This window comes from Sphingomonas sp. GW821-FHT09E03 (assembly GCF_059416225.1).
Window position 1 is genome coordinate 81,496 of the sequence record NZ_JBWKOS010000009.1, and the last position, 22,757, is coordinate 104,252.

17 protein-coding genes and 1 tRNA gene are annotated in these 22,757 nt (G+C 66.1%); 11 read left to right on the forward strand and 7 right to left on the reverse strand.

Translation table 11 applies throughout. The features are described 5' to 3' along the window. Window positions 1-47 precede the first annotated feature (47 nt). The 8 genes from AC07M8_RS16045 (at window position 48) to AC07M8_RS16080 (ending at window position 13,765) form a co-directional block, all read left to right on the forward strand. Complete coding sequence (locus tag AC07M8_RS16045; protein WP_495175323.1) at window positions 48-629, forward strand: alpha/beta hydrolase; 582 nt, start codon at window positions 48-50, stop codon at window positions 627-629. Between the two features lie 76 nt (window positions 630-705). Continuing rightward, window positions 706-3,087, forward strand: a complete 2,382-nt coding sequence (locus AC07M8_RS16050; protein WP_495175324.1) for a PAS domain-containing hybrid sensor histidine kinase/response regulator family protein — start codon at window positions 706-708, stop codon at window positions 3,085-3,087. A 153-nt stretch (window positions 3,088-3,240) separates the two neighbouring features. Beyond that, window positions 3,241-6,096 (forward strand): TonB-dependent receptor domain-containing protein, encoded by a 2,856-nt coding sequence (locus tag AC07M8_RS16055; protein ID WP_495175325.1) that lies wholly within the window; start codon window positions 3,241-3,243, stop codon window positions 6,094-6,096. Window positions 6,097-6,172: 76 nt separating this feature from the next. Continuing rightward, window positions 6,173-6,943, forward strand: coding sequence for a ThuA domain-containing protein (locus AC07M8_RS16060; protein WP_495175326.1), 771 nt, complete (start codon window positions 6,173-6,175; stop codon window positions 6,941-6,943). Between the two features lie 190 nt (window positions 6,944-7,133). Continuing rightward, window positions 7,134-10,484: a TonB-dependent receptor gene (locus AC07M8_RS16065; protein WP_495175327.1), complete on the forward strand. Its 3,351-nt coding sequence runs from the start codon at window positions 7,134-7,136 to the stop codon at window positions 10,482-10,484. Window positions 10,485-10,546: 62 nt separating this feature from the next. Beyond that, window positions 10,547-11,254, forward strand: coding sequence for a SapC family protein (locus tag AC07M8_RS16070; protein ID WP_495175328.1), 708 nt, complete (start codon window positions 10,547-10,549; stop codon window positions 11,252-11,254). After that, window positions 11,238-12,281 (forward strand): cupin-like domain-containing protein, encoded by a 1,044-nt coding sequence (locus tag AC07M8_RS16075; protein ID WP_495175329.1) that lies wholly within the window; start codon window positions 11,238-11,240, stop codon window positions 12,279-12,281. The genes AC07M8_RS16070 and AC07M8_RS16075 overlap by 17 nt, the downstream gene beginning before the upstream one ends. After that, entirely contained in the window at window positions 12,278-13,765 is a 1,488-nt protein-coding gene (locus AC07M8_RS16080; protein ID WP_495175330.1) for a tryptophan halogenase family protein, read from the forward strand. Before AC07M8_RS16075 ends, AC07M8_RS16080 begins: the two co-directional genes overlap by 4 nt. On the opposite strand, the gene AC07M8_RS16085 is transcribed toward AC07M8_RS16080, so the two are convergent. Beyond that, window positions 13,762-14,121, reverse strand: a complete 360-nt coding sequence (locus AC07M8_RS16085) for a VOC family protein (protein WP_495175331.1) — start codon at window positions 14,119-14,121, stop codon at window positions 13,762-13,764. The two genes, AC07M8_RS16080 and AC07M8_RS16085, sit on opposite strands and share 4 nt — an antisense overlap. Before the next feature lie 164 nt (window positions 14,122-14,285). Here AC07M8_RS16085 and AC07M8_RS16090 point away from each other — a divergent pair, with 164 nt between their 5' ends. Next, window positions 14,286-14,783, forward strand: coding sequence for a GAF domain-containing protein (locus AC07M8_RS16090; RefSeq protein ID WP_495175332.1), 498 nt, complete (start codon window positions 14,286-14,288; stop codon window positions 14,781-14,783). On the opposite strand, the gene AC07M8_RS16095 is transcribed toward AC07M8_RS16090, so the two are convergent. Beyond that, on the reverse strand, window positions 14,745-15,185 hold the full coding sequence (locus AC07M8_RS16095) for a response regulator (RefSeq protein WP_495175333.1): 441 nt from the start codon (window positions 15,183-15,185) through the stop codon (window positions 14,745-14,747). The two genes, AC07M8_RS16090 and AC07M8_RS16095, sit on opposite strands and share 39 nt — an antisense overlap. Before the next feature lie 8 nt (window positions 15,186-15,193). Next, on the reverse strand, window positions 15,194-15,562 hold the full coding sequence (locus AC07M8_RS16100; protein ID WP_495175334.1) for a response regulator transcription factor: 369 nt from the start codon (window positions 15,560-15,562) through the stop codon (window positions 15,194-15,196). Window positions 15,563-15,738: 176 nt separating this feature from the next. Between AC07M8_RS16100 and AC07M8_RS16105 the strand changes: the two genes are divergently transcribed. Together AC07M8_RS16105 and AC07M8_RS16110 are read left to right on the forward strand one after the other, a co-directional pair. Continuing rightward, window positions 15,739-18,264 (forward strand): ATP-binding protein, encoded by a 2,526-nt coding sequence (locus tag AC07M8_RS16105; protein WP_495175335.1) that lies wholly within the window; start codon window positions 15,739-15,741, stop codon window positions 18,262-18,264. A 148-nt stretch (window positions 18,265-18,412) separates the two neighbouring features. Further along, the gene (locus AC07M8_RS16110; protein ID WP_495175336.1) at window positions 18,413-18,889 is read left to right on the forward strand and encodes a hypothetical protein; all 477 of its coding nucleotides are present in this window, start codon (window positions 18,413-18,415) and stop codon (window positions 18,887-18,889) included. 95 nt (window positions 18,890-18,984) lie between these two features. Here the strand turns inward: AC07M8_RS16110 and AC07M8_RS16115 are convergent, their stop codons facing one another. The 4 genes from AC07M8_RS16115 to mrdA form a co-directional block, all read right to left on the reverse strand. Further along, window positions 18,985-19,326, reverse strand: coding sequence for a DUF6481 family protein (locus AC07M8_RS16115; RefSeq protein ID WP_495175337.1), 342 nt, complete (start codon window positions 19,324-19,326; stop codon window positions 18,985-18,987). 101 nt (window positions 19,327-19,427) lie between these two features. Next, a tRNA-Lys gene (locus tag AC07M8_RS16120) sits at window positions 19,428-19,503 on the reverse strand. A gap of 94 nt (window positions 19,504-19,597) precedes the next feature. Continuing rightward, the gene (gene rodA / locus AC07M8_RS16125) at window positions 19,598-20,704 is read right to left on the reverse strand and encodes a rod shape-determining protein RodA (RefSeq protein ID WP_495175338.1); all 1,107 of its coding nucleotides are present in this window, start codon (window positions 20,702-20,704) and stop codon (window positions 19,598-19,600) included. A 10-nt stretch (window positions 20,705-20,714) separates the two neighbouring features. After that, on the reverse strand, window positions 20,715-22,754 hold the full coding sequence (gene mrdA / locus AC07M8_RS16130; protein ID WP_495175364.1) for a penicillin-binding protein 2: 2,040 nt from the start codon (window positions 22,752-22,754) through the stop codon (window positions 20,715-20,717). Window positions 22,755-22,757 lie beyond the last annotated feature (3 nt).

A 22,757-nucleotide genomic window follows, 5' to 3' on the forward strand; every position in this document is an offset into this window, starting at 1 on the left:
CGCGGTTTGGCCGTTGAGGTCGGCGGCGGACGGACGAGGAGACCAGGATGCCGCTCGCAGCCAATCCCGATCCTTTCGCGATCGTGACCATCAGCGGCGCCGGCGCGCCGACGCCGCCGTGGCAGGCGCTGTTCGGCTGGCCTGGCGCCAGCGAGGTAATGATCGCCGCCGACATCCGCAGCAGCGCCGAGCGCCGCGCCTGGGCCGCCCGGCTCGATCAGGTGGTGCACCGGGCGGATCGGTCGATCCTGCTGGTGGTCGATGGCATCGGCTGCGCGGCCGCGGCCTGGTGGGCGCGGTTGTCGCCGGCTCATGATGTCGCGCGGATCGGCGGCGCGATCTTCTTTCCCGGGGCGGCGGCGGCGACGGATCCGGCAAAGCTGTTTGCCTCGCCGGGAAGCCGTCTGCCGTTCCCGTCGCTGGTGATCCGCCCCGGGGACAAGGCCGCGGCGGTCGACCGCGCGATCGCGTCATGGGGCAGCCGGATCGTATCGTGCCGTCGCCAACGGAACCGGGCAGCAAGCCTGGGTTCGTGGCAGCAGGCGCAGCGCCTGTTCCTGCGGCTGACCGGCCATGTCGTCGATCACGATCTCGCGCGCGCCGGAGTGTTGCCGTTCGCCCGATCCTGAGGGGCCTCCCGCTGATCGCAAACACGCGTTAAAGCCCGTCGCAATCACAGGTATAGATGACGGAGCGGGCTGCACTATGGGGATCGAGCGAGACCAGGATCGCGCCTTCCTCCATGGTGGGGGCGAACTGGGCGGGCTGATCGCGCGCTTTGACTGGAGCAGCACCAGCCTGGGGCCGATCGACGGCTGGGCGGCGGCGATGAAGACCGCGCTTGCCTTCGTGCTCCGCTCGCCGGTGCCGATCGTCACGCTGTGGGGCGAGCGCGGCGTGATGATCTACAATGACGCTTATCGTGGCTTCGCCGGGGGGCGCCACCCGGCGCTGCTCGGCACCAACGTGCTTGAAGGCTGGCATGAGGTCGCCGACTTCAACGCCAACGTCATGCAGAAGGTGTTCCGCGAGGGCGGGACGCTGAGCTACAAGGACCAGGAACTCACCCTGATCCGCGACGGCACGCCGCGACTGCTGTGGACCGACCTCGAATATTCGCCGGCGTTTGACGAGCATGGCACGCCGATCGGGGTGGTCGCGATCGTGATCGAGACCACCGAGAAGGTGCTCGCCAGCCGCCACCTGCAGGATGACCGCAACCGGTTGTGGGCGATGTCGCAGGACCTGCTGCTGGTGTGCACGTTCGAAGGCGCGATCACCGCGGTGAACCCGTCGGCGACGCGGATGCTGGGCTGGTCGGAAGACGAGATGGTCGGGCGCCTGCTCGCCGATTTCCTCCACCCCGACGATCTCGCCAGCACCGCGGCCGAGGTCGACAAGCTCAGCTACGGGGTCACCACGCTGGCGTTCGAGAACCGCTACCGCACCAAGACCGGCGACTATCGGCTGCTCGCCTGGACCGCCGGGCCTGACGCCGAGCGAATCCACGCGGTGGGGCGCGACATCACCGACGAGCGACGGCTGGCCGGCGATCGCGAGCGGATCTGGTCGCTGTCGCCGGTGCTGAAGGTGGTGACTGACCGGCGTGGCACCATCGTCGACGTCAATCCGTCGTGGAGCGTGACGCTCGGCTGGAGCCGCGAGGAGACGGTGGGGCGCCGCAGCGCCGACTTCATCGTTGACGACGACGGCGCCTTCGCCACCAGGGTGCGGCTGCTGCAGGCAGGCGAGTCGCTGCCGGACTATCGCACCACCCTGCGGACCAAGACCGGCGAGACGCGCGTAGTCTCCTGGTCCACCGTGCCCGAGAACGGCAGCTTTTACGGCTTCGGCCGCGACGTCACCGCCGAGGTGGCGACCGCCGCCGCGCTGGCGGAGGCCGAGGCGGCGCTGCGCCAGTCGCAGAAGATGGAGGCGGTCGGCCAGCTGACCGGCGGCATCGCGCACGATTTCAACAATTTGCTGCAGGGGATCACCGGCAGCCTAGAGATCGTCCAGCGCCGCATCGTCCAGGGGCGGACGACCGAGCTCGAACGGTTCATCACCGGCGCCTCGACCGCGGCGCAGCGCGCGGCGGCGCTGACCCATCGCCTGCTCGCCTTCTCGCGACGCCAGCCGCTCGACCCGCGACCGGTGCGCGCGAACACGCTGCTCACCTCGATGGAGGATCTGATGCGCCGCACGATCGGCGAGCGGATCGTGCTCGAACTGGTGCTCGCGGGCGGGCTGTGGGTCACCCGCTGCGACCCCAACCAGCTGGAAAGCGCGGTGCTCAACCTGGTGATCAACGCGCGCGACGCGATGCCTGACGGCGGCAAGCTGATCATCGAGACCTGCAACGCCCATCTCGACGGCGCCTATGCGGCGCATCAGCGCGGGGTGGAGCCAGGGCAATATGTGTGCATCTGCGTCACCGACACCGGCACCGGCATGTCCGCCGACACCATCGCCAAGGCGTTCGAGCCGTTCTTCACCACCAAGCCGATCGGGCAGGGGACGGGGCTCGGCCTGTCGATGATCTATGGCTTTGCGCAGCAGTCCGAGGGCTATGCCAAGATTTACAGCGAGGTCGACGAGGGCACGACCTTCAAGCTCTACCTGCCACGCCATCATGGTGCCGCCGCCGACGACGAGACGCTGCCGCAGGTGAGCGCCGCCCATCAGGCGCAGGATGGCGAAGTGGTGTTGGTGGTGGAGGACGAGACCGTGGTCCGCGGGCTGATCGTCGATGTGCTCGAGGAATTGGGCTATACCGCGCTCGAGGCGGTGGATGGCCTCAAAGGGCTGGAGGTGCTCCAGTCGCGCCGGCGGATCGATCTGCTGATCACCGACATCGGGCTGCCCGGGCTCAACGGCCGCCAGGTAGCGGACGCGGCGCGGCAGCTGCGCCCCGGGCTCAAGGTGTTGTTCATGACCGGCTATGCCGAGAATGCCGCCCTCGCGGCCGGTTTCCTCGAGCACGGCATGGAGATGGTGACCAAGCCGTTCGCGATGGAGGCGCTGGCGACCCGCATCCGCCGCATGATCACCGGCAGCGACGGCGCCGCGGGCGCGCCCGGCCGGTAACGGCCACCGATTCGCGCTATGGCAGGAAAACCACAGCGCACTGCCAATGTTGCGGCCCGGTAGCAATTGGTCTTGAACCGTTACGGATGTGGCGCATCCTGCAGTCACGGCGGTCAGCGATGAACGTTGTCGCCCATGACGGGGGTAATGATCATGCGCGGATCCACACGCTCCATACTCATCGGCGTCGCCTCCTCAGCACTCGCCATCGCCCTCGCGGCGCCCGCCACAGCGCAGATCACCGACACCGCCACAACCCCGGCCGCCGCGACCGGCGCGGCAGACATCGTCGTGACCGGATCGCGCATCCGTCGCGATCCGGCCGACCAGCCGTCGCCGGTAATCACCGTCGACGAAGCCGCCATCGCGCAGACCGGGCTCACCTCGGTCGCCGACGTGCTCCAGCGGCTGCCGAGCGCGGCCGGGGGGCTCAACACCAAGGTCAACAACGCCGGCAACATCGGCGGTCCGCCGGACGGCACCGGGGTCAGCTCTGGTTCGGCCGAGATCGATCTGCGGTATCTCGGCGCCAAGCGAACGCTGGTGCTCGTCGACGGGCTTCGCTACGTCAATGGTTCCGCGGCGGGCGGCATCCCCGCCTCGGTGGATCTCAACTCGATCCCGATCAACATGATCAGCCGCGTCGAAGTGCTGCAATCAGGGGCGTCACCGCTCTACGGTTCCGATGCCGTCGCCGGCGTGGTCAACATCATCACCAAGCAGAGCCAAGACGGGCTCAAGGCCTCGGGGCAGTTCGGCACCTATCGGCAGGGGGATGGCGAGACCTACAATTTGACGCTCGATTATGGTGTCCAGTTGCCGACCACCGGCACCTCAGTGGTGTTTGGTGGCTATTATACCAAGCAGCAGCCGGTCCGCACGGCGGATCGGTCGATCTCACAATTTCCCACCCCGGGGGCTGACAGCTGCGCCGCGGGCGGCTGCTCGAGTGCGACGCCGAACGGCCGCTACGACGTGCTCGGCCAGAGCCTGACGCTGATCGGCCCGGTGATCGGACGCAATGCCGTCTACCCTACCGATTTCAAGCCTTACAGCTCGACCGCGGACTCGTTCAACTTCGCGCCCTACAACTATTTGCTGACGCCGTCGGAGCGCTATGGCGGCTGGCTGTCGTTCGAGCAGGACCTCGGTTATGACGTGAACCTGCGGGTCAAGACGGTCTACAACCGCCGCAATTCGACCACGCTGGCAGCGTTCCTGCCGCTGTTCGTCGGGCCGGACGCGGGCAACGGCAATCTGCTCGACACGATCTCCGTGGACGCGACCAATCCTTACAACCCGTTCGGCGCCACCCTGTCATCCGGCGTCGACGGCACGCCCGCCAATTATTCCACCATCCGTCGCCGCTTCGTCGAGGCCGGACAGCGCACCTTTTCGCAGCAGGTGGATACCTTCTCGGTAACCGGCACGCTCGACGGTTCGTTCAACGTCGGCAGCCACAAATGGTATTGGGACGTCAACGGCGTCTACGGCCTCAACGATGCACACCAATTGTTCACCGGCAACGTCAATGCCGCCAATCTGGCCCGCGCGCTCGGCCCGGTGGCGCAATGCACCGGTGGCTGCGTGCCGTTCAACATCTTCGGCGGCGCCGGCTCGGTAACGCAGCCGATGCTCGATTATGTGACCTTCGACGAGCGCGACAAGAGCCAGCAGGAGCTGTGGGATTTCCAAGCCAATCTGTCGGGTGATCTGTTCGATCTGCCGGGCGGCGCGGTCGGCTTCGCGCTCGGTTATGAGCATCGCAACCAGCGCGCGAGCTACGATCCCGATCCGCTGATCGTCGCCGGGCTCGGCGCCGACGTGCCGACCAGCCCGGCGCGTGGGGCATTCAATGTCGACGAATTCTACGGCGAGCTGCGCGTGCCGCTGATCACCGACAAGCCGTTCTTCAACCGGCTCGAGCTCGGCGGCGCGGTCCGCCATTCCAACTATTCGACGTTCGGCAGCAACACCACGTTCACAGGTACCGGGCTGTGGAAGCCCGTGGCCGACCTGCTGCTGCGCGGCGGCTACGCGGAGAGCCTGCGCGCGCCGAGCATCGGCGAACTCTACGCCGGCCTGTCGCGCTTCGATGCCACCATCGATGATCCCTGCACCAGCGCGGCGGGCGGGTCGTTCACCAGTAACGCGACGGTGCGCGCCAACTGCATCGCCAACGGCGTGCCGGCGAGCGGCAGCTATGGCGAGCCGACCGGCGGGCAGCTTGGCGTGTTCTCGCAAGGCTCCACCAGCCTGCGGCCGGAAACGTCGCGGACCTGGACCGCAGGCGCGGTGTACAGCCCTGCCTGGGCGCGCCGTGGCTTCGCCAGCGCGCTGAGCCTTGAGGTCAATTTCTACGACATCGACCTGCAGAATGCGATCGACTCGGTACCCGCCAATTACACGCTGAGCCGTTGTGCGTTCGACGGCGATCCGGCGAGCTGCGCCGCGGTCCAGCGCACCGCGAGCGGCACCATTGCCGGCATCAGCGGCCGGCTGCTCAATCTCAATGGGATCAAGACGCAAGGGATCGACACCAGCTTCGTGTTTCGCTCGGTGCCGGTGGGGCCCGGGACGGTGGGGCTCAACGTCAACGCCGCCTTCCTGTTCAAATATGACGTCGTCACCCCGGATGTGACCGGTGCCACCGTGATCCACCGCAAGGGTACCGAGCGGGGCAGCCCCGACCAGGCCTATCCCTCGTTCAAGCTCAACGGCACGCTCGACTATTCGACGCCGGCGGCCGGGGCCTCGTTCACCGGGCGCTATATCAGCGGCGTCCGCGAGAGTGATGGCAACCGGCTGGGCAGCACCTTCTATGGCGACGTCCAGGTCTATGTCTCGCCCGGCTGGCTGGACCATCGGGTGCGGCTCACCGCCGGCGTCAACAACGTCTTCGACAAGGATCCGCCCGCCTGCTTCACCTGCGACAGCGCCAATTTCGATCCCACCACCTATGATGTGCCCGGCCAGTTCGGCTATCTACGCTTGTCCTACGGGCTGTGACCTTCAGCGCCGCGCGTTTCGACGCCCGGCTGCCGGCCACGGACCGCCCCAAGGCCGCAACAGGAGACAGTCGGACGTGAAACCCCTTGCCCTGGCGACGATCGCGACCCTGGCGCTGGTGCAGCCGTCGCGCGGTGCTGCCGACGACCACCAGTTCAAGTTGCTCGTGCTCGCGATCCCCAACAAATATCATTACGAATACATTCCCGTCGCGCGCGACAGCCTGGAACACCTCGCCAAGCTCCACGCCTTCGAGCTGACCTGGACCAACAAGACCGAGGCATTCGACGGCGACCTGCGCCAATATGCCGCGGTAATGTTTCTCAACACGCCGGGCGAGGAGCTGAACCCGGCGCAGCGCGCGAAGTTCGAAGCCTATATGCGCGGCGGCGGCAATGCCATCGTGGTCCATCGTGCCGCGATCACCCCGCCGGGCAACTGGCCGTGGTACGAGAAGCTCGTCGGCCGCTCGTTCGTGATCCATCCGATGCTGCAGACCGGGGTGGTGACGGTGGCGGACAAGGGCTTTCCGGCGACCTTCGGCTTGCCCAGCCGCTGGATCTGGAGCGACGAATTCTACGTCACCAGCAATCCCTATCGGGTGACGATCAATCCCGTGCTCAACGTCGACGAGACCAGCTACGACCCCACCAAGATCTGGCCGGGCCAGGTCGCCAAGCCGATGGGGCGCGATCATCCCGTGGCCTGGTACCATCGCTACGAGCACGGCCGCGTCTTCGTCACCACGCTCGGCCACAATGTCGAGATGTACCGTGACGAACATTATCTCGATCATCTGCTCGGTGGCATCTACTGGACCGCGACAGGTCTGGGACAGGAACGCTGACTAAAAGCGTCGCGTTTGCTTGTGGTGAACTCTGCCAATGCCGCGAGCGATGCAGGAATGTAACAGGAAGAAACAAACCGTAACTAAGCCGATTGACTTCGTAAGATGCCAATCTACCCTCCACACCAAGCGGGATCACACCGCAGGGACAGGATCCGGGCGCTGGCGCATCGGATGAGTAGGAGGGATGATGAGGGGATTTCACCTGTCGTCGGTGCTTGTGCGCACCACATCTGCCGCCGCGCTTGCGGCGGGGCTGGTCGCGCCGGGCGTGGCGATCGCGCAAAGCGCACCGCAGGCGAGCACGGAGAGCACGGCGCCGGTCGATCCGCAGCAGGGAACCCCGCAGGCCGATACTGCGCCGGGACCGGTTCAGGCCGAGGCCGGCTCAGTTGCCAGTAATGCTCAACCCGACACGCGCCCGGACATCGTCGTTACCGGCGTGCGCGCCTCGCTGGAGCGATCGATCGCGATCAAGCGCGATTCGTTCGGCGTGGTGGATGCGATTGCCGCCGAAGATATCGGCAAGTTCGCCAACACCAACCTCGCTGAATCGCTGCAGCGCATCACCGGCGTGTCGATTGACCGCGTCAACGGCGAGGGCTCGACCGTTACCGTGCGCGGCTTCGGCGGCCAGTATAATCTCGTCACGCTCAACGGCCGTCAGCTCGCGACCTCGAACATCGTCGCGGTCGGTGGCGATCAGGGTGGTGACGGCGCGGGCGGGTTCGGCCGTTCGTTCGATTTCGCCAACCTCGCCTCGGAAGGCGTCAAGACGCTGGAGGTCTACAAGACCGGCCGCGCCGCCGTGCCCTCGGGCGGCATCGGCGCGTCGATCAACATCGTCGGCCTGCGCCCGCTCGATCGCAACGAAAGCGGCTTCACCGGCTCGGTCGGCGCCAAGGGCGTGTACGACAATAGCGTCGATCAATGTATCGACTGCGGCAGCAAGGTAACCCCCGAGGTATCCGGCGTCGCCAGCTGGAGCGATCCCGACCAGCGCTTCGGCGTGTCGCTGTTCGGCAGCTATCAGAAGCGCAACTTCAGCGTGCCGAGCGTCGCCAACGACGACTGGAATATCCGCACGCTGACCGACTTCCTCAATCCCGGCAATGGTTTCATCCGCAACACCCCGGGAGCGACGGACAACACCAAGCTCAACAACGTGCCGACCGACGGCAACACTCTGGTCGCGGTGCCGAACGATCACCGCTACCATTTCTCCGAGTCCGATCGCGAGCGGATCAACGGCCAGGCGGTGCTGCAGTTCAAGCCGACCGACACGTTGACGCTGACCGCGGACGCGCTGTTCGCGCAGCAGCGTTCGTCCGAGCGTCGCTCCACCCAGTCCAACTGGTTCAACCGTCCGTTCGACGAGGTGACGTTCGACGATGCCAGCGACGGCATCGCCACCACCAGCTACCTCCACGAGACGATCAACGGCGCCAAGGATGCCGCGTTCGAGCAGGCCTATCGCGCGCAGAAGAACCGGCTGTACGATTTCGGTGGCAACGCCAAATGGCAGGTCACCGACAATTTCACGCTGGCGCTGGATGGCCATATTGGCAAGGCGGAAAGCCTGCCCGACAATCCCAACGGCCAGACCTCGACCACCGTCGCGTTCAATGCTCCCGTGGTGGCGGCGCATTCGGTGACGTGGAGCGAGAGCGGCTTCCCGTCGCAAACGCTGACCGTGAATGACGGCGTCGCCAGCACGACGCCGAGTTCGACCGCCAATCCTGGCGGGTTGCCGTTCATCAAGGGCAACAACAACGGCGTGCTCGATAACGGCGATCTGTCGAGCGCGATCCAGCGCCAGTTCGCCTCCACCCAGACCCAGCGGGTGAAGGAGCTGCGACTCGATGCCGGGTGGGACTGGGGCGAGGGGAACCGCCTCGATTTCGGTGGCGACTATCGCACCACCACCACGCGCCAGACGCAGGTCAACACCCGCCAGGTGCTCGGCGACTGGGGCAACTCACTGCCGCCGGACATCGAGCGTGTCGCCCCGGGGCAGGTGTTCCAATTCTGCGCGGTGTGCAAGTTCACGCACAACGATCCCAATCCCGATGCCAACAGCCGGATCGCGTTCCGCACCGAAGACGCGACCAAGCTCTACAACACGCTGTACAATTACTACAGCACCCTGCCGCTCGACCCCAATCAGACGGCGTTTCCCGGCAGGTCGATTGACGGCGTCGACCATCGCAACAACCTCGATGCGAACACCGACAATCGCGTCAAGGAAGACATTTGGGCGATCTACGGCCAGGCGACGTGGAAGGGCGATATCTTCGGCAAGCGCGCGAGTATGGTCGCGGGGATGCGTTTCGAGAGCACGCGGGTGCGGGCGCAGTCGCTGCAGCAGATCCCGACCGCGCTGGTCTGGCAGGCGGACAACGATTTCAACGTCCAATATTCACCGGACCGCCAGCCCGTCACCGATCGCGGCAGCTACAGCAACCTGTTGCCGTCAATGGATTTCCAAATTGAGCTGGTGGACAATCTGATCAGCCGCTTCTCGTTCAGCCGCACCATCTCGCGCGCGCCTTATGGCAGCCTGTTCGCCTCGACCAGTGTCGGTACGCCGCCGCGGCCGACCGCGATCGGCGGCATCGCCGGTGGCAATGCCAACAACACCGATCTCGACCCGCTGTCGTCGAACAATTTCGATCTGTCGCTGGAATGGTATCCGAACAAGGACACCTTCTTCTCGGTCGGTGTGTTCGACAAGCAGGTGAAGAACTTCATCGGCAACACGCTGGTCAACCGCAACCTGTTCGGTTTGCGCGATCCGACCTCCGGGCAGGCCGGCACGCGGTCGGGAACGGCGCGGCAGAATCTGACCACGCTCGGTGCCGATATCACCGACGTCAATCTGTTCACCTACACCGCGCTGATCCAGCAGAACAACGGCAATGTCGCTGCGGCCGACGCCCAGTTCCGCGCGCAATACAATGCCGCGACGCGCCAGCTGAACCAAGGCTTCGTCGACCAGACATTGGCGGCGATCGACGTGCTGGCGGATGCCAACGATCCGCTGGTCAACTTCTCGGTCAATACGCCGATCAACAATCGAAATGCCGAGATCTACGGGGTCGAGATCGCGGGCCAATATTTCCTCGGCCAGACGGGTATCGGCGTCGCCGGGAGCTACACGCTGGTGCGCGGCAATGTCGGCATCGACGTCGCGGCGCCGACCGACGTCGATCAGTTCGCGCTGGTCGGGCTATCCGATACCGCCAATGCGACGCTGATCTACGACAAGCACGGTATTTCGGCACGGCTCTCCTACAATTGGCGCGCCAAGTTCCTCAGCCAACTCAACCGTGATACCTACCACAACCCGGTGTTCACCGCGCCATACAGCCAGGTCGACGTCAACATCAGCTACGACATCACGCCCAACATCGGCATCAGTTTCGAAGGCATCAACCTGTTCGAAGAGGGTGTGCGGACCTATGGTCGTGACAAGATCAACACCTGGTTCGAGACCGAGGGCTCGGCGCGTTACCTGATCGGGGCGCGCTATCGCTTCTGATCCTTGGACGAGACGGCAAGGCCGGTGCAACCACCGGCCTTGTTGCGCTAAACGCTGATGCCATGACCAGACCGATGCTGCTCAACAACGTCGACCACCAGCATCTGCGGGTGGCCACCGGCTATGGCGCGCGTTTCGGCGACGCGGTGAACCAGGCGGTGGTGTTCCCCAGCGAGTTCGAGGCGCTGCAACGCGAATATGCCATCCTGTTGCGGCGCAACGACGAGGGTGCATTTCGTGTCACCGTGCTGCTCGGCGTGGAACGCGACGAAAATCTGTTCCTCGCGGGCGAGCGCTGGGATGCGCGCTACGTGCCGGCGCTTCATGCGCGGGGCCCCTTCTCGATCGGCATGGCGGCACCCGACGCCGAGCCGATGGTCCACATCGATCTGGAACACCCGCGGGTCGGCGAGAGCGGCGAACCGATCTTCCGCGAGCATGGCGGCAACGCGCCGCTGCTGGACCACGCGGCGGCGGTGCTGCGTACCATCTACGCCGGCGCGCAAGCGGGTGAGGCGCTGATCGCCGCCTGGCTGTCGCTCGACCTGATCGTGCCGGTCGCGCTCGAGCTCACGCTCGACGACACGCGGCGCGTCACCGTGCCGGACTGTTTCACCATCGACGCCGCCCGACTGGCCTCGCTCGACGGCGCAGCGCTCGGCCGGCTTCATCGCGACGATCATCTCCGCCCTGCCTTTTGGGTGGCATCGTCACTCGGCAACATTCGCCATCTGCTCGATCGCAAGCTGCGCCATGACGCCGCTAGCTGAGCCGTTCGGCCAACAGGTGCGCGTGCTCGATCATGTGCCGGGCGAGGCGCCCGATCTGCAGGCGCTGATTGCGACCGGCACGCCGGTAATCCTGCGCGGCCTCGCGCGCGGATGGCCGCTGGTACAGGCCGGGCTGTCGTCGCCCGGCGACGCGGCGGCAATGCTGCGCGGGTTCGACGCCGGGCATGAGGTGGTCGGCTATGTCGGCGACCCCGCGATCCGCGGCCGCTTCCACTATGACGCCGCGGTCACCGGGATGAACTTCACCGCCGAGCGCATGCGGCTCGACCGGTTCCTGGCGCGCGTGCTGGACTCGGCCGACCAGCCGGAGACGCCGGCGTTGTATCTCGGCTCAACCGACATCGACACCTATCTTCCGGGTCTGCGCGAGACCAACGACATCGTGGCCGCGGATGGCTTCTTCACGCGCCACCCGCCGCTCGCGAGCATCTGGATCGGCAACCGCACGATTGCCTCGACCCATTATGACATGTCGAACAACATGGCGGTATGCGTTGCGGGCCGACGGCGCTTCACGCTGTTTCCGCCCGGGCAGATCGACAACCTCTATCCCGGTCCGATCGCCCCGACCCCGGGTGGCCAGGTGGTGAGCATGGTCGATCTCGCGGCACCGGACCTCGCGCGTTACCCGCGGTTTGCGACCGCGATGGCCGCGAGCCGGGTTGCCGATCTGGAGCCAGGCGACGTGCTCGTCTACCCAGCCTTGTGGTGGCACCATGTCGAGGCGCTCGATGCCTTCAACATTCTCGTCAATTACTGGTGGAACGAGGCGCCGGCGTTCCTCGACACGCCGATGGACGCGCTGCTGCATGCGGTGCTGAGCCTGCGCGACCGCTCCGCCGACGAGAAGGAAGGATGGCGGGCGATGTTCGACTATTATATCTTTGGCGAGTCTGAACGAGCTGCGGCGCATTTGCCGGCCGCCGCGCAGGGACCGCTGGCGCGGCTCGACGAACGCGGTGCCAGACAGCTGCGCGCCTATCTGCTCCAGCGGCTCAACCGATGAGCGACGCTCCTCCAAGAAAGCGGGTCGTCATCGCCGGCGGCGGCACCGCAGGGTGGCTCGCCGCCGCGGCGCTGGTGGCGCAACTGGGCGAGCTGATCGAGGTTACGCTGGTAGAATCCGAGGAGATCGGCATCGTCGGTGTCGGCGAATCGACCATCCCGACCACGCGCGCCTTCCACGGACTGCTCGGCGTGGACGAAGCCGCGTTCATGCGGGCGACGCATGCCACCTTCAAGCTCGGCATCTCGTTTGAGGACTGGGATCGGATCGGCGAGCGCTATTTCCATCCGTTCGGGTCGGTTGGCCGATCGGTGGTGATGGCCGATTTCCAGCATTTCTGGCTCGAGGCGCGCGACCGTGGGATCGCATCGACCTACACCGACTATTCCTTGGAAGCATCGGCGGCTGCCGCGGGGCGGTTCGCACTCGGTGGCGAACCGGCGCTGGCCTATGCCTATCATCTTGATGCGACCACCTATGCCTGCTTCCTGCGATCCCGCGCGGAGCCTGCCGGCGTCACCCGGATTGAAGGGCGGATCGAGCGGGTGGAGCTGGCCGAGGGAGGCGGCGACATCACGGCGCTGCTGCTGGCGTCGGGCGAGCGCGTTGCCGGCGACCTATTCATCGATTGCACGGGTTTTCGCGCGCTGCTGATCGGCGCGGCACTCGACACCGGCTTCGCGGACTGGCGCGAGTGGCTTGCGACCGACAGCGCGCTGGCGGTGCAGACCGAGGCGAGCGGACCGCCTGTTCCCTACACGCGCGCGATCGCCCATGGCGCCGGATGGCGCTGGCGCATTCCGCTGCAACATAGGGTAGGCAACGGGCTGGTGTTCGCCAGCGACTTCATGAGCGAGGACGAGGCCCGCACGACGCTGCTCGGGGCGCTGGATGGCGCGCCGTTGTTCGAGCCGAGGCTGATCCGCTACCGTACCGGCATGCGCGAGCGCATGTGGAACCGCAACTGCATCGCCCTCGGTCTGGCGGCCGGGTTCATCGAGCCGCTCGAGTCGACCAGCATCCACCTGGTGATGTCGGCGGTGACCCGCCTGATCCAGGCTTTTCCCTTCGTCGGCGACAGCGACGCGCTACGCGACCGCTACAACGCCCAGGCGCGGGAGGAATGGGAGCACGTCCGCGACTTCATCATCCTCCATTATGCGTTGACCCACCGCGACGACACGCCGTTCTGGCGGCGCTGCGCGAGCCTTGCGCTCCCCGAGACGCTGACCAGCCGGATCGCACTGTTTCGCGAGAGTGCGGCCGCCTATCAGGCACAGGACGAGCTCTTCCGCGTCGACTCCTGGGCATCGGTGATGCTGGGCCAGGGGATGGTACCCATGGCGCATCACCGGATCGCCAGCCTGTTGCCGGCCGACGCGATGCGCACGGCCTTTACCGATCTTCGCCAAGGGATCGTGCGCACCGTCGCCGCCATGCCGCCGCATGCGCAGGCGGTGGAGGCTTATGTCAACCGGGCTTAGCCGGCCTGATCGGGCTGCCACAGCTCGAGCGGATTACCTTCAGGATCGTGCAGGCGGGCGAACCGACCAACGCCCGGCATGTCCCATGCCGGATCGGTCATGACCGTAATTCCTGCCGCGGCAAGACCGGCACAGAGCGCATCGAGATCGTCGACCCTGAGGTTAAGCATCCAAGGGCGGTCGGCCGTGAAATAGTCGGTGTCGCGGGCAAAGGGCGCAAACACGCTCGGCCCCGCCATGGTATCCCACGCGCCATACGGCGACGAGCCGACGCCGAGATGCTCGGCATACCAGGCCCGCAACCCGTCCGGATCCCCAGCGCGAAAGAAGAAGCCACCGATCCCCGTCACACCCATGCTTGCCTCCCGTCATGCGGTTATTTGGAGCACATCGATCATATCATCAACGGCACGGCGACGCATCTTGCGACATCGCGAAGGTGGACGATTTTCCCCTGCAGCCTTTACCGATTGGTCAAGATCTTCGGCTAGCGACGGCGTTCAGGCGAAAGGCAACGACCGTGACTTTCTATGCGTTGGCCCCTCGGCTGTCCCACGAACGCGACGTGATGGCGCAGCGCGTCAGTGCGAATTTGACCGAGCAACACGCGCGCGATGTCGGCGTTCACGTCAGCGACGCTGCGGCATTGTTCGGCACGACCACTGGACTTGCGACGGTAATCACGGCGCGACGCATGCGGGTGGTCGCCGGGATCGGGTTCGATCATGACGAGATTGACCGCGACATCTCCTTTTGCAGCCATGTCGTCGCCCAGCCACAAGGGCTCACCTGCGTGCTCGACGCCGCGGCTGACCGGCGGTTCGCCGGCAATCCGCTGGTGGTGGGTCTTCCCCATATCCGCTTCTATGTGGGAGCGCCGCTGGTAAGCCCCTGCGGCACCGCCCTCGGCGCCTTGTGTGCGATCGACGCCACGCCGCGTTCTGCCATCACCGCGGGACAGGAAACGACCCTGCTCGAGCTAGCCGAGCGGATCACCCGTCGGCTGCTCGACGACTGACGCAGGGGCCGCAGCGGGCGCAGGACGGTGGAAGCTGTTCTCGCGCAGCACCGTCTCGACCCGCAGGATCAGATCCGCCGCATCGAACGGCTTTACCAGGTAATCATTTGCGCCCGCGCCCATCGCCGCGTCCCAATGCTGCTCATCGCCCTTGGCGGTAAGCATGATGATCGGGGTGAGGTAGAGCTGAGGCAACGCGCGCAGCGCCTTGAGGATCTCAAGACCCTGCATGCCCGGCAGCGCCTGATCGAGGATCACCAGATCGGGCTTCTTGAACGCGATCGTCTCGAAGCCCAGCGTACCGTGGCTTACCACGCCGATCAGATGCCCAGCGTTGGTAAGCACCTGCTGGACGAGCTTGCCGACCAGATCGTCGTCCTCGACATAGATGATACGTGCCATGGCCCGGCTCAGCCTTTCGCCAGCAACTGCTCGACCCGGAACACCAGCTCATCGGGGTCGAACGGCTTCTTCATGTAATCGTCGGCACCGGCGAAGCGGGCGAGTTCCTCGTCGCGCTGACCCTGGCGGCCGGTCAGCATCAACACCGGCAGGCGCGCGAAATCGGGCATCCGCCGCAGCTCCTGGACAAGCAGGACGCCGGACAGGCCCGGCATGTTGCAATCGAGCACCACGGCATCGGGCTTGCGCGCCTTGATCACCTTGAGGGCCTCTTCGCCATCCGCCAGCAAGCCGGCGCCATGGCCGGCGGCGATCAGCGCGTCGCGGGCGATCTCCCCCACGATCTCGTCGTCATCGGCGATAATGATCCGGGCCATCCTACCTCTCTGTACGCATCGATAACCATTCGGGAGCCCAAGAGGCTCTGAATAACAACGCGGAATGCCACGTAAATGACGCATCGCCGCGCGACTTTTCGGCTCCTGGATGCCGTAATTAGCTCAACAACCTGTTAACCAGTCGCCCATATTGCGGAGATCGCAGGAGACCGGCGATGTATGCGAAGTGGATCCGATCGCAGGCGGTGATGATCATCGCCTTCATGCTGTTAAGCGCATGCGCCGGATCCGGCCTGTGGCTTGCCGCGCGCAAGCAGACCGCAGACGCCTGGGTGCGTCATACCTTCGAGGTCAGGGAGCATCTGGCGCAGGTCCGGATCACCTTGCTGCGTGCCGAAGTGTATCGCCGCAGCTATCTTTTGACCGGCGACCCCGACGCGCGTGCGACGCTTGAGGAGAGCCGACACGCGCTGATACCGGCCCTCGTGGCGCTTCGCATGGTGACGGCCGACAATCCCGGCCAGCAGGCGCGTATCGCGACGCTGTCGCGGCTGGTGGCAGCGCGGCTCAAGGATGCGGTCGCGACCGTGCGATTGTACGATGCCGGGCGAGCCGATGACGCCGTCGCCGACCTGCGCACCGCCGCCAGCAGCAGATCGACGGCGGATACCATCGCCGTGATCAAGCAGATCGACGCCGAGGAACTGCGGCTGCTCGCGATCCGGCTGAGGCGTGCCGAGGGCCTGCAACGTCCGATCCTGGGGGTGCTGATCGGCTGCGGCCTGTTCGTGCTTCTGCTCGGGCTGTTGGTGTGGCGCGATCGCCAGGAGCGGATGCTGGCGCTGAGCCAGGCCAATCGACGCCTGGAGGCGGACATTCTCCGCCGTGAGGTCGCGGAACGGGAACTCGCCCTGCTTGCGGAAAATGCCACCGATGCCGTGCTGCGGATCGATCTGGACGGCCGGTGCACCTATGCTTCGCCATCGGTGCGCGAGGTGCTTGGCATTGACGCCGAGACGATGGTGGGGGGGACGATCGCCGAATGGGTGCACGAAGCGGATCGCGACGAGATGATGACCTTCCACGACCTGTTCGTCTCGGGCGAGATCGAGCGCGGCGTGATCACCTACCGCAGCCACCGCGCCGATGAACCCGACCATGACCTGTGGATCGAGGCGCATTCGGGGCTGGTGCGCGATGCGGAGACCGGGGCGCCGCAGGAACTGATCGCGTCGCTCCGCGATGTCACCGAGCGCAAGCGGCTCGAACTCGAGCTGGACTCCGCCCGGGTTCATGCGGAGGCCGCGGCGCGCGCCAAATCCAGCTTCCTCGCCAACATGAGCCATGAAATCCGGACGCCGATGAACGGCGTGCTCGGCTTTGCCGATCTGCTGCTCAACAGCGACATCGGCGCTGAGCAGCGCCACCACGCCCAACTAATCGTCGATTCGGGTCGGGCGATGATGCGGCTGCTCAACGACATCCTCGATCTGTCAAAGATCGAGGCGGGGCAGATGCAGGTCTCGCCCGAAGCGATCGATCTGCGGCACGCGCTGCGCAACTGCGCCAAGCTGATCCAGCCGGCCGCCTCGCAGAAAGAGCTGCCGCTGGTGGTCCGCATCGACGAGGCGCTGCCGGTCTGCGTCCTCCTCGATGGCCTGCGACTGCGCCAGATCACGCTCAATCTACTCGGCAATGCCGTAAAGTTCACCCAGACGGGTAGCATCTGCCTCAGCGCCGCGGTCGTCGCCGATGGGGCGGGGCAAGCATTCGAGGTCAAAGTGGAGGATACCGGCATCGGCATCCCCGCGCATCGCCAGGCGGCGGTGTTCGAGCAATTCACGCAGGCGGAGCAGTCCACCGCGAGCCGGTTCGGCGGCACCGGGCTCGGCCTCGCGATCAGCCGCCAGCTGGCGACGCTGATGGGCGGCAGCCTGGAGCTCGCCAGCCGCGAAGGGGTCGGTACTACCTTCACGCTGCGGCTGCCGCTGATCGCGGCCACGTCTCACGCGACGACGTCCGGGATCAAGGACACCGAGACGGTATCGGCACGATCGCTGCGCGTGCTGGTCGCCGAGGACCACGACGTCAATCAGGCGCTGATGACGGCGATGCTGGGCCGACTGGGTCATGAAGCGGTGATTGCGGCCAACGGTCTGCAGGCGCTGCAGGCGGCGGTGATGGCCGACCAGTCCGGAGCGGGGTTCGACCTGGTGCTGATGGACATGCAGATGCCGGTCATGGACGGCCTGGAGGCGGCACGGAAGATCCGTGCGGCAGGGATCGCTGCCGCACGGTTGCCGATCCTGGCGCTGACCGCCAACGCCTATGCCGACGACGTCGCGGCGTGCCTCGCCGCAGGCATGCAGGCTCATCTCACCAAGCCCGTGCAGCTCGCCGACCTTGCCGCCGCGATCCAGGCCTGGACGGCGGCGGCACGCGGCACGGTGGTTGCAGCGCCGGCCTTCTCGATCAGCCCGGCGCTGCAGGCGAAGTTCGACGCGCGCAAGGCCGAGCTGGCGACGTTCGCGCGGACGTTGACCGCCTCGGAACAGCTCGGCGAAGACGCCGTCGCGCAGCTCGGCAGCCTGCTACACAAGCTCGCCGGGTCGGCGGCGATGTTCAACGAGCGTGATCTCGGCGCACGGGCGTCGGCGCTGGAAACTCAGCTCGAACAAGCGGCCGGCGATGATCGCGGTGCGATCATTCGGGCGGTAGTGGCGGCGCTGGAGGCGGCCTGAACACCGTCAGCTCGGCCCGGCGCAGCTGTTAACCACATGTATTGGCTCGGCAAAGTGCCCGGCGTGGAACAATCGCGCGCGCTGCCGATTACCGATGGATGTCCAACAGAAACGCGCAGCCCATTTTATCGACCCTGGCCGGCTGATCGTGAAGCATCGATCCACCGACACTCCCGCTGCACTGGCGCGGCAGTTGGATCAGCACCAGCGGCGGTTGCTGGCGATCCTGGCTTGGGCCAAGCCGATGCTGGCGAAAACGCAACCATCCGATGCCTTCGTTGCGGCGCTCGCCGACAAGCGGATGGAGATGTCGCGGCTCGCGATGGACTATGCGTTGTTCAAGCATCGCGACATCTTCGCCGTGGCGATCGCTGCCGGCGGTGAGCGCGGCCGGGCCGGTCTGCGGCTCAAGTCCGCGTGCATCGCTGCAGGCGAAGAGTATCGCGAGTTCGTGGGGGCGGCGCGCCACCTTGATCTTCATGCCCGGTGGGACTGGTATCGCGTCGGCGCTGCGGCAATGGCTGAAACGATGAAGGGCCACCTCGCCGAGGAGCGCGCCGCCATCCGTGATCTGCTGGGGTTTTCGGCGCGACCGGTCGCCCGCGCTGCGATCGCCTGCAGCTAGGCGGCAACCCGGATCGGCGCGCCGGAGCCGCCCGTTATAGCGACCTGCATGATGTGCGGATCACTGGCGGGCAGCGAACCCGCCCGAGATTGAGATCAGCGCGCGCGGGCCTTGCGGGCGGCGTAACGTGCGTCGCGGGCGGCCTTGAGCTCGGCGGCGGTAGGCAACGTCACCGGCTTGGGCTTGGCTGCCTCCTTGGCAGCCTCCGCGGCGGCCTTGGCTTCAGCCTTGGCAGCCTTCTCAGCTTCGATCGCAGCGGCCTTGGCAGCGCGGCGTTCGGCCTCGGCCGCCTCACGGGCGGCGCGGGCGGCCTGGCGCTCGGCCACGACGGCCGGATCGGGCGCAGGCTTGTTGCGCAGCAGCTCGAGCGCGCGCTGCTTGGCGTCGCGTGCTGCGGCGGCGCGCTGGTTAAAATCGGGTGCCTTGAATGCTGCCATGGGTAAAATCCGTTTGCCGAGCCTGTCACCCCGCAACGGGGAATAGCAGAGGACGCTTAATGCACAACGGCCCCACATTGCTGCGGAGCCGTTGGAGAAACTGGTGGACGCACTTGGGCTCGAACCAAGGACCCGCTGATTAAGAGTCAGCTGCTCTACCAACTGAGCTATGCGTCCATCGCCGGGGCTGTCTGGCTGGCGGTTGGAAGCGCCGGCCCCGTCGGGAGGCGCGCCACTAGCATCGCTTTCCCATCGTGCAAACCCTTTTTCGCTACCAGCGCGCGATTTTCCGGTTCTGCCGGTCGATCGACATCAGGATGCCGAGGCACAGCATCACTGTCAGCTGCGCCGAGCTGCCGAAGCTGACCAGCGGCAGGGGGATGCCGACCACCGGCGCCAGGCCCATCACCATCATCAGGTTGATCGCGACGTAGAAGAAGATCGTCGTCGAGAGCCCCGCGGCAGTCAGCCGGGCGAAGCGCGTGCTGGCTGCCTGCCCGACGTTGATGCCCCAGCGGATCACCAGCATGAAGGCAAGGATCAGCAGGCAGCCGCCGACCAAGCCCCATTCCTCCGCCATCGTCGCGAACACGAAATCGGTATGGCCTTCGGGCAGATAATCGAGGTGGCTCTGCGTGCCCTGTAGGAAGCCCTTGCCCCAGATTCCCCCTGAGCCAATCGCGATCTTCGACTGGCTGATGTGGTAGCCGGTGCCGAGCGGATCGCTCTCGGGATCGAGGAAGATCAGGATGCGGTTGCGTTGATAATCGTGGAGCACGTAGTTGATCGCGAGCGGGATCGCCACTGCTGCGGCCGCCGCGCCGCCGACGAACAGGCGTAGGGGGATGCCGGCAAGGAACATCACGGTCGCACCACCGACGCAGATCATCAGCGCGGTGCCGAGATCGGGCTGCTTCATGATCAGCGCCGCGGGGACGCCGATCATCGCCGCCGCCGGCCAGATCGCGCTGAACCGCCGAGTCTCGTTGGGCGGGAGGATGTCATAGAAGCGGGCGCAGGCGAGCACGATCACCGGCTTCATGAACTCGGATGGCTGCAGCTTGATGCCGACATCGAGCCACCGCTGGCTGCCGCCGCGCACTGCGCCGACCAATTCGACCAGCACTAGGGCCACCACGATCACCGCATAGGTCGGCAGCGCCGCATTCTTCCAGATCCGCTCGGGCACGTAGGAAACGACGATGGCGCCACCGAGCAGCACGAAGAAGCGCAGCCCTTGCGACAATGCCCAGGGGTGGAGGCTGCCCCCTGCCGCTGAATAGAGCACCACCTGGCCGAAGGTGCCGATCGCGACGACGAGCAACAGGACCCGCCAGGGCAGTCGCGCCAGCGGCTCGGGAATGATGCGGCTGCTCATGCGGTCATGCTCATGGGTCGCGGTCCGTGGTGCCGTCCTCGGCGACGGTGTTGCCCGGCGACGACAGCGCGGCCTGGCTGGCATTGGCAAGGTCGGTGGCGTTTTCGACCGCGGGGGCGTCGCTGGGCACCACCGCGTCGGTCTTGGTCGCATTGGCGGCAGGCGGGGGCGCCTGCGCGGCGCGATACGCCGCCGCGTCTGCAGCCATGCGCATCTGGATGTCGCCGCCCCAGGTCGGCTCCGCTTCGGCGAGGCTCTTCACCGCACGATCGCGGTCGAACAGATAGGTCATGATGTCGCGGGCGACGGCAGGCGCGTCGAGATTGCGGACCGTGTGGCCGTTGTGTTCGAGCACCATGCCGATCGCATAGCGCGGGTTATCCGCGGGCGCGAACCCCATGAACGCTGCGTGGTCGCGCAGCTTGAAGGGCAGCTGGCCGTTCTTGAGCACGCCCGAACGGCGCTCGGCCATCGTAATGCGACGCACCTGGGCGGTGCCGGTCTTGCCGGCAAGCGCGATCCCGGGGGTAAACATCCGTGCCGCGGCGCCGGTGCCGCCGCCGTTGACCACGCCCCACATCGCCTCGTGAATCAGCGCGAGGTTCTCGGACGGGAAGGGTAGGGCCGCCGCGTTGCGATCGATCCGGGCAGCAAGCAGGCTTGGCGTGAGGTGACGCCCCGATGCGATCCGCGACGCCATCACCGCAAGCTGCATCGGATTGACGAGCACATAGCCCTGACCAATTGAGGCGTTGAGCGAATCGGCCACCGTCCAGTTCGCCTTATACTTCTTGAGCTTCCAGGCGCCGTCCGGCACCGTGCCGAACCGCTGGGTGGAAAAAGGCAGATCGAACTTCTGCCCGAGCCCCATCATCCGTGCGACCGGCGCGACATTGTCATAGCCCATCCGCCGGACCATCTCGTAGAAATAGATGTCGCAGCTCTGCATGATGGCGTTCTTGAGATCGAGCGGGCCGTGGCCGCTCTTCTTGTGGCAGTGGAACACGCCGGTACCTACCCTGAGCGCGCCCGAGCAACTGACCCGCGCATGGGGATCCACGCCATGCGCCATCAGCGCCAGCCCGTTCATCGGCTTGACGGTGGAACCGGGCGGATACAGCCCCTGCGTCACCTTGTTCATCAGCGGCACGTGGTCGTTATCGCTGAGCATCTGCCATTCGAGGTGGCTGATCCCGTCCGAGAAGCTGTTGGGATCATAGGCAGGCATCGATACCATCGCGAGGATCTCGCCGGTGCGGCAGTCGATCACCACCGCCGAGCCCGAGTTGGTGCCGAGCCGCCGCGCCGCATATTCCTGAAGGCCGATGTCGATCGTCAGCCGCTCGGTCTTGCCCGGCACGTCCGGCTTGGTGGCGAGTTCCGCCACCAGCTTGCCGCGCGCCGTGACCTCCACCCGCTTGGCGCCTGGCTTGCCGCGCAGATCGGCCTCCAGCATCTTCTCCAGCCCGTCCTTGCCGAGCTTGAAGCCCGGGGTGACGAGCAGCGGATCACGGGTCTTGCGGTATTGCTCAGCGTTGGCGGCGCCGACATAGCCGGTGAGGTGCGCGACGGCGGCACCGGCGGGATAGTTGCGCGCAAATCCGCGGGTAGGCGCCACGCCCGGCAACTCCGGTTGGCGCAGGCTGATCGCGGCGAACCGCTCCCAGTCGATGTTTTCCGCGACCTGAACGGGCTGGAAACCTGGCGCATTCTTGAGATCGAGCTTGATCCGGTCGATCTCCTCGGCCGGCAGCGCGAGCAGTCGCGCCAGCAACGCCAGCACGCGGTCTGCATCTTCAAGCCGATCGGGGATGATGTCGACGCGAAAGTCGGTGCGGTTGTTGGCGATCGGCAGGCCGTGGCGGTCGACGATCCAGCCACGCCGTGGCGGCACCATGGTCATGTTGACCCGGTTGCTCTCGGCAAGAATGTTGTACTTCTCGTTCTGGGCGATCGCCAGCCAGCCCATCCGCGCGGCGAGCAGCGCGCCGACACCGGCCTGCGCGGTGCCAAGCAGCCAAGCGCGCCGCGAGTAGCTATAGGCCTGCATCGC

Coding starts and splice junctions, on each gene's coding strand:
- AC07M8_RS16045 (WP_495175323.1), top strand. CDS start 48: ATGCCGCTCGCAGCCAATCCCGATCCTTTCGCGATCGTGACCATCAGC.
- AC07M8_RS16050 (WP_495175324.1), top strand. CDS start 706: ATGGGGATCGAGCGAGACCAGGATCGCGCCTTCCTCCATGGTGGGGGC.
- AC07M8_RS16055 (WP_495175325.1), top strand. CDS start 3,241: ATGCGCGGATCCACACGCTCCATACTCATCGGCGTCGCCTCCTCAGCA.
- AC07M8_RS16065 (WP_495175327.1), top strand. CDS start 7,134: ATGAGGGGATTTCACCTGTCGTCGGTGCTTGTGCGCACCACATCTGCC.
- AC07M8_RS16070 (WP_495175328.1), top strand. CDS start 10,547: ATGACCAGACCGATGCTGCTCAACAACGTCGACCACCAGCATCTGCGG.
- AC07M8_RS16075 (WP_495175329.1), top strand. CDS start 11,238: ATGACGCCGCTAGCTGAGCCGTTCGGCCAACAGGTGCGCGTGCTCGAT.
- AC07M8_RS16080 (WP_495175330.1), top strand. CDS start 12,278: ATGAGCGACGCTCCTCCAAGAAAGCGGGTCGTCATCGCCGGCGGCGGC.
- AC07M8_RS16085 (WP_495175331.1), bottom strand. CDS start 14,121: ATGGGTGTGACGGGGATCGGTGGCTTCTTCTTTCGCGCTGGGGATCCG.
- AC07M8_RS16095 (WP_495175333.1), bottom strand. CDS start 15,185: ATGGCACGTATCATCTATGTCGAGGACGACGATCTGGTCGGCAAGCTC.
- AC07M8_RS16100 (WP_495175334.1), bottom strand. CDS start 15,562: ATGGCCCGGATCATTATCGCCGATGACGACGAGATCGTGGGGGAGATC.
- AC07M8_RS16105 (WP_495175335.1), top strand. CDS start 15,739: ATGTATGCGAAGTGGATCCGATCGCAGGCGGTGATGATCATCGCCTTC.
- AC07M8_RS16115 (WP_495175337.1), bottom strand. CDS start 19,326: ATGGCAGCATTCAAGGCACCCGATTTTAACCAGCGCGCCGCCGCAGCA.
- rodA (WP_495175338.1), bottom strand. CDS start 20,704: ATGAGCAGCCGCATCATTCCCGAGCCGCTGGCGCGACTGCCCTGGCGG.
- mrdA (WP_495175364.1), bottom strand. CDS start 22,754: ATGCAGGCCTATAGCTACTCGCGGCGCGCTTGGCTGCTTGGCACCGCG.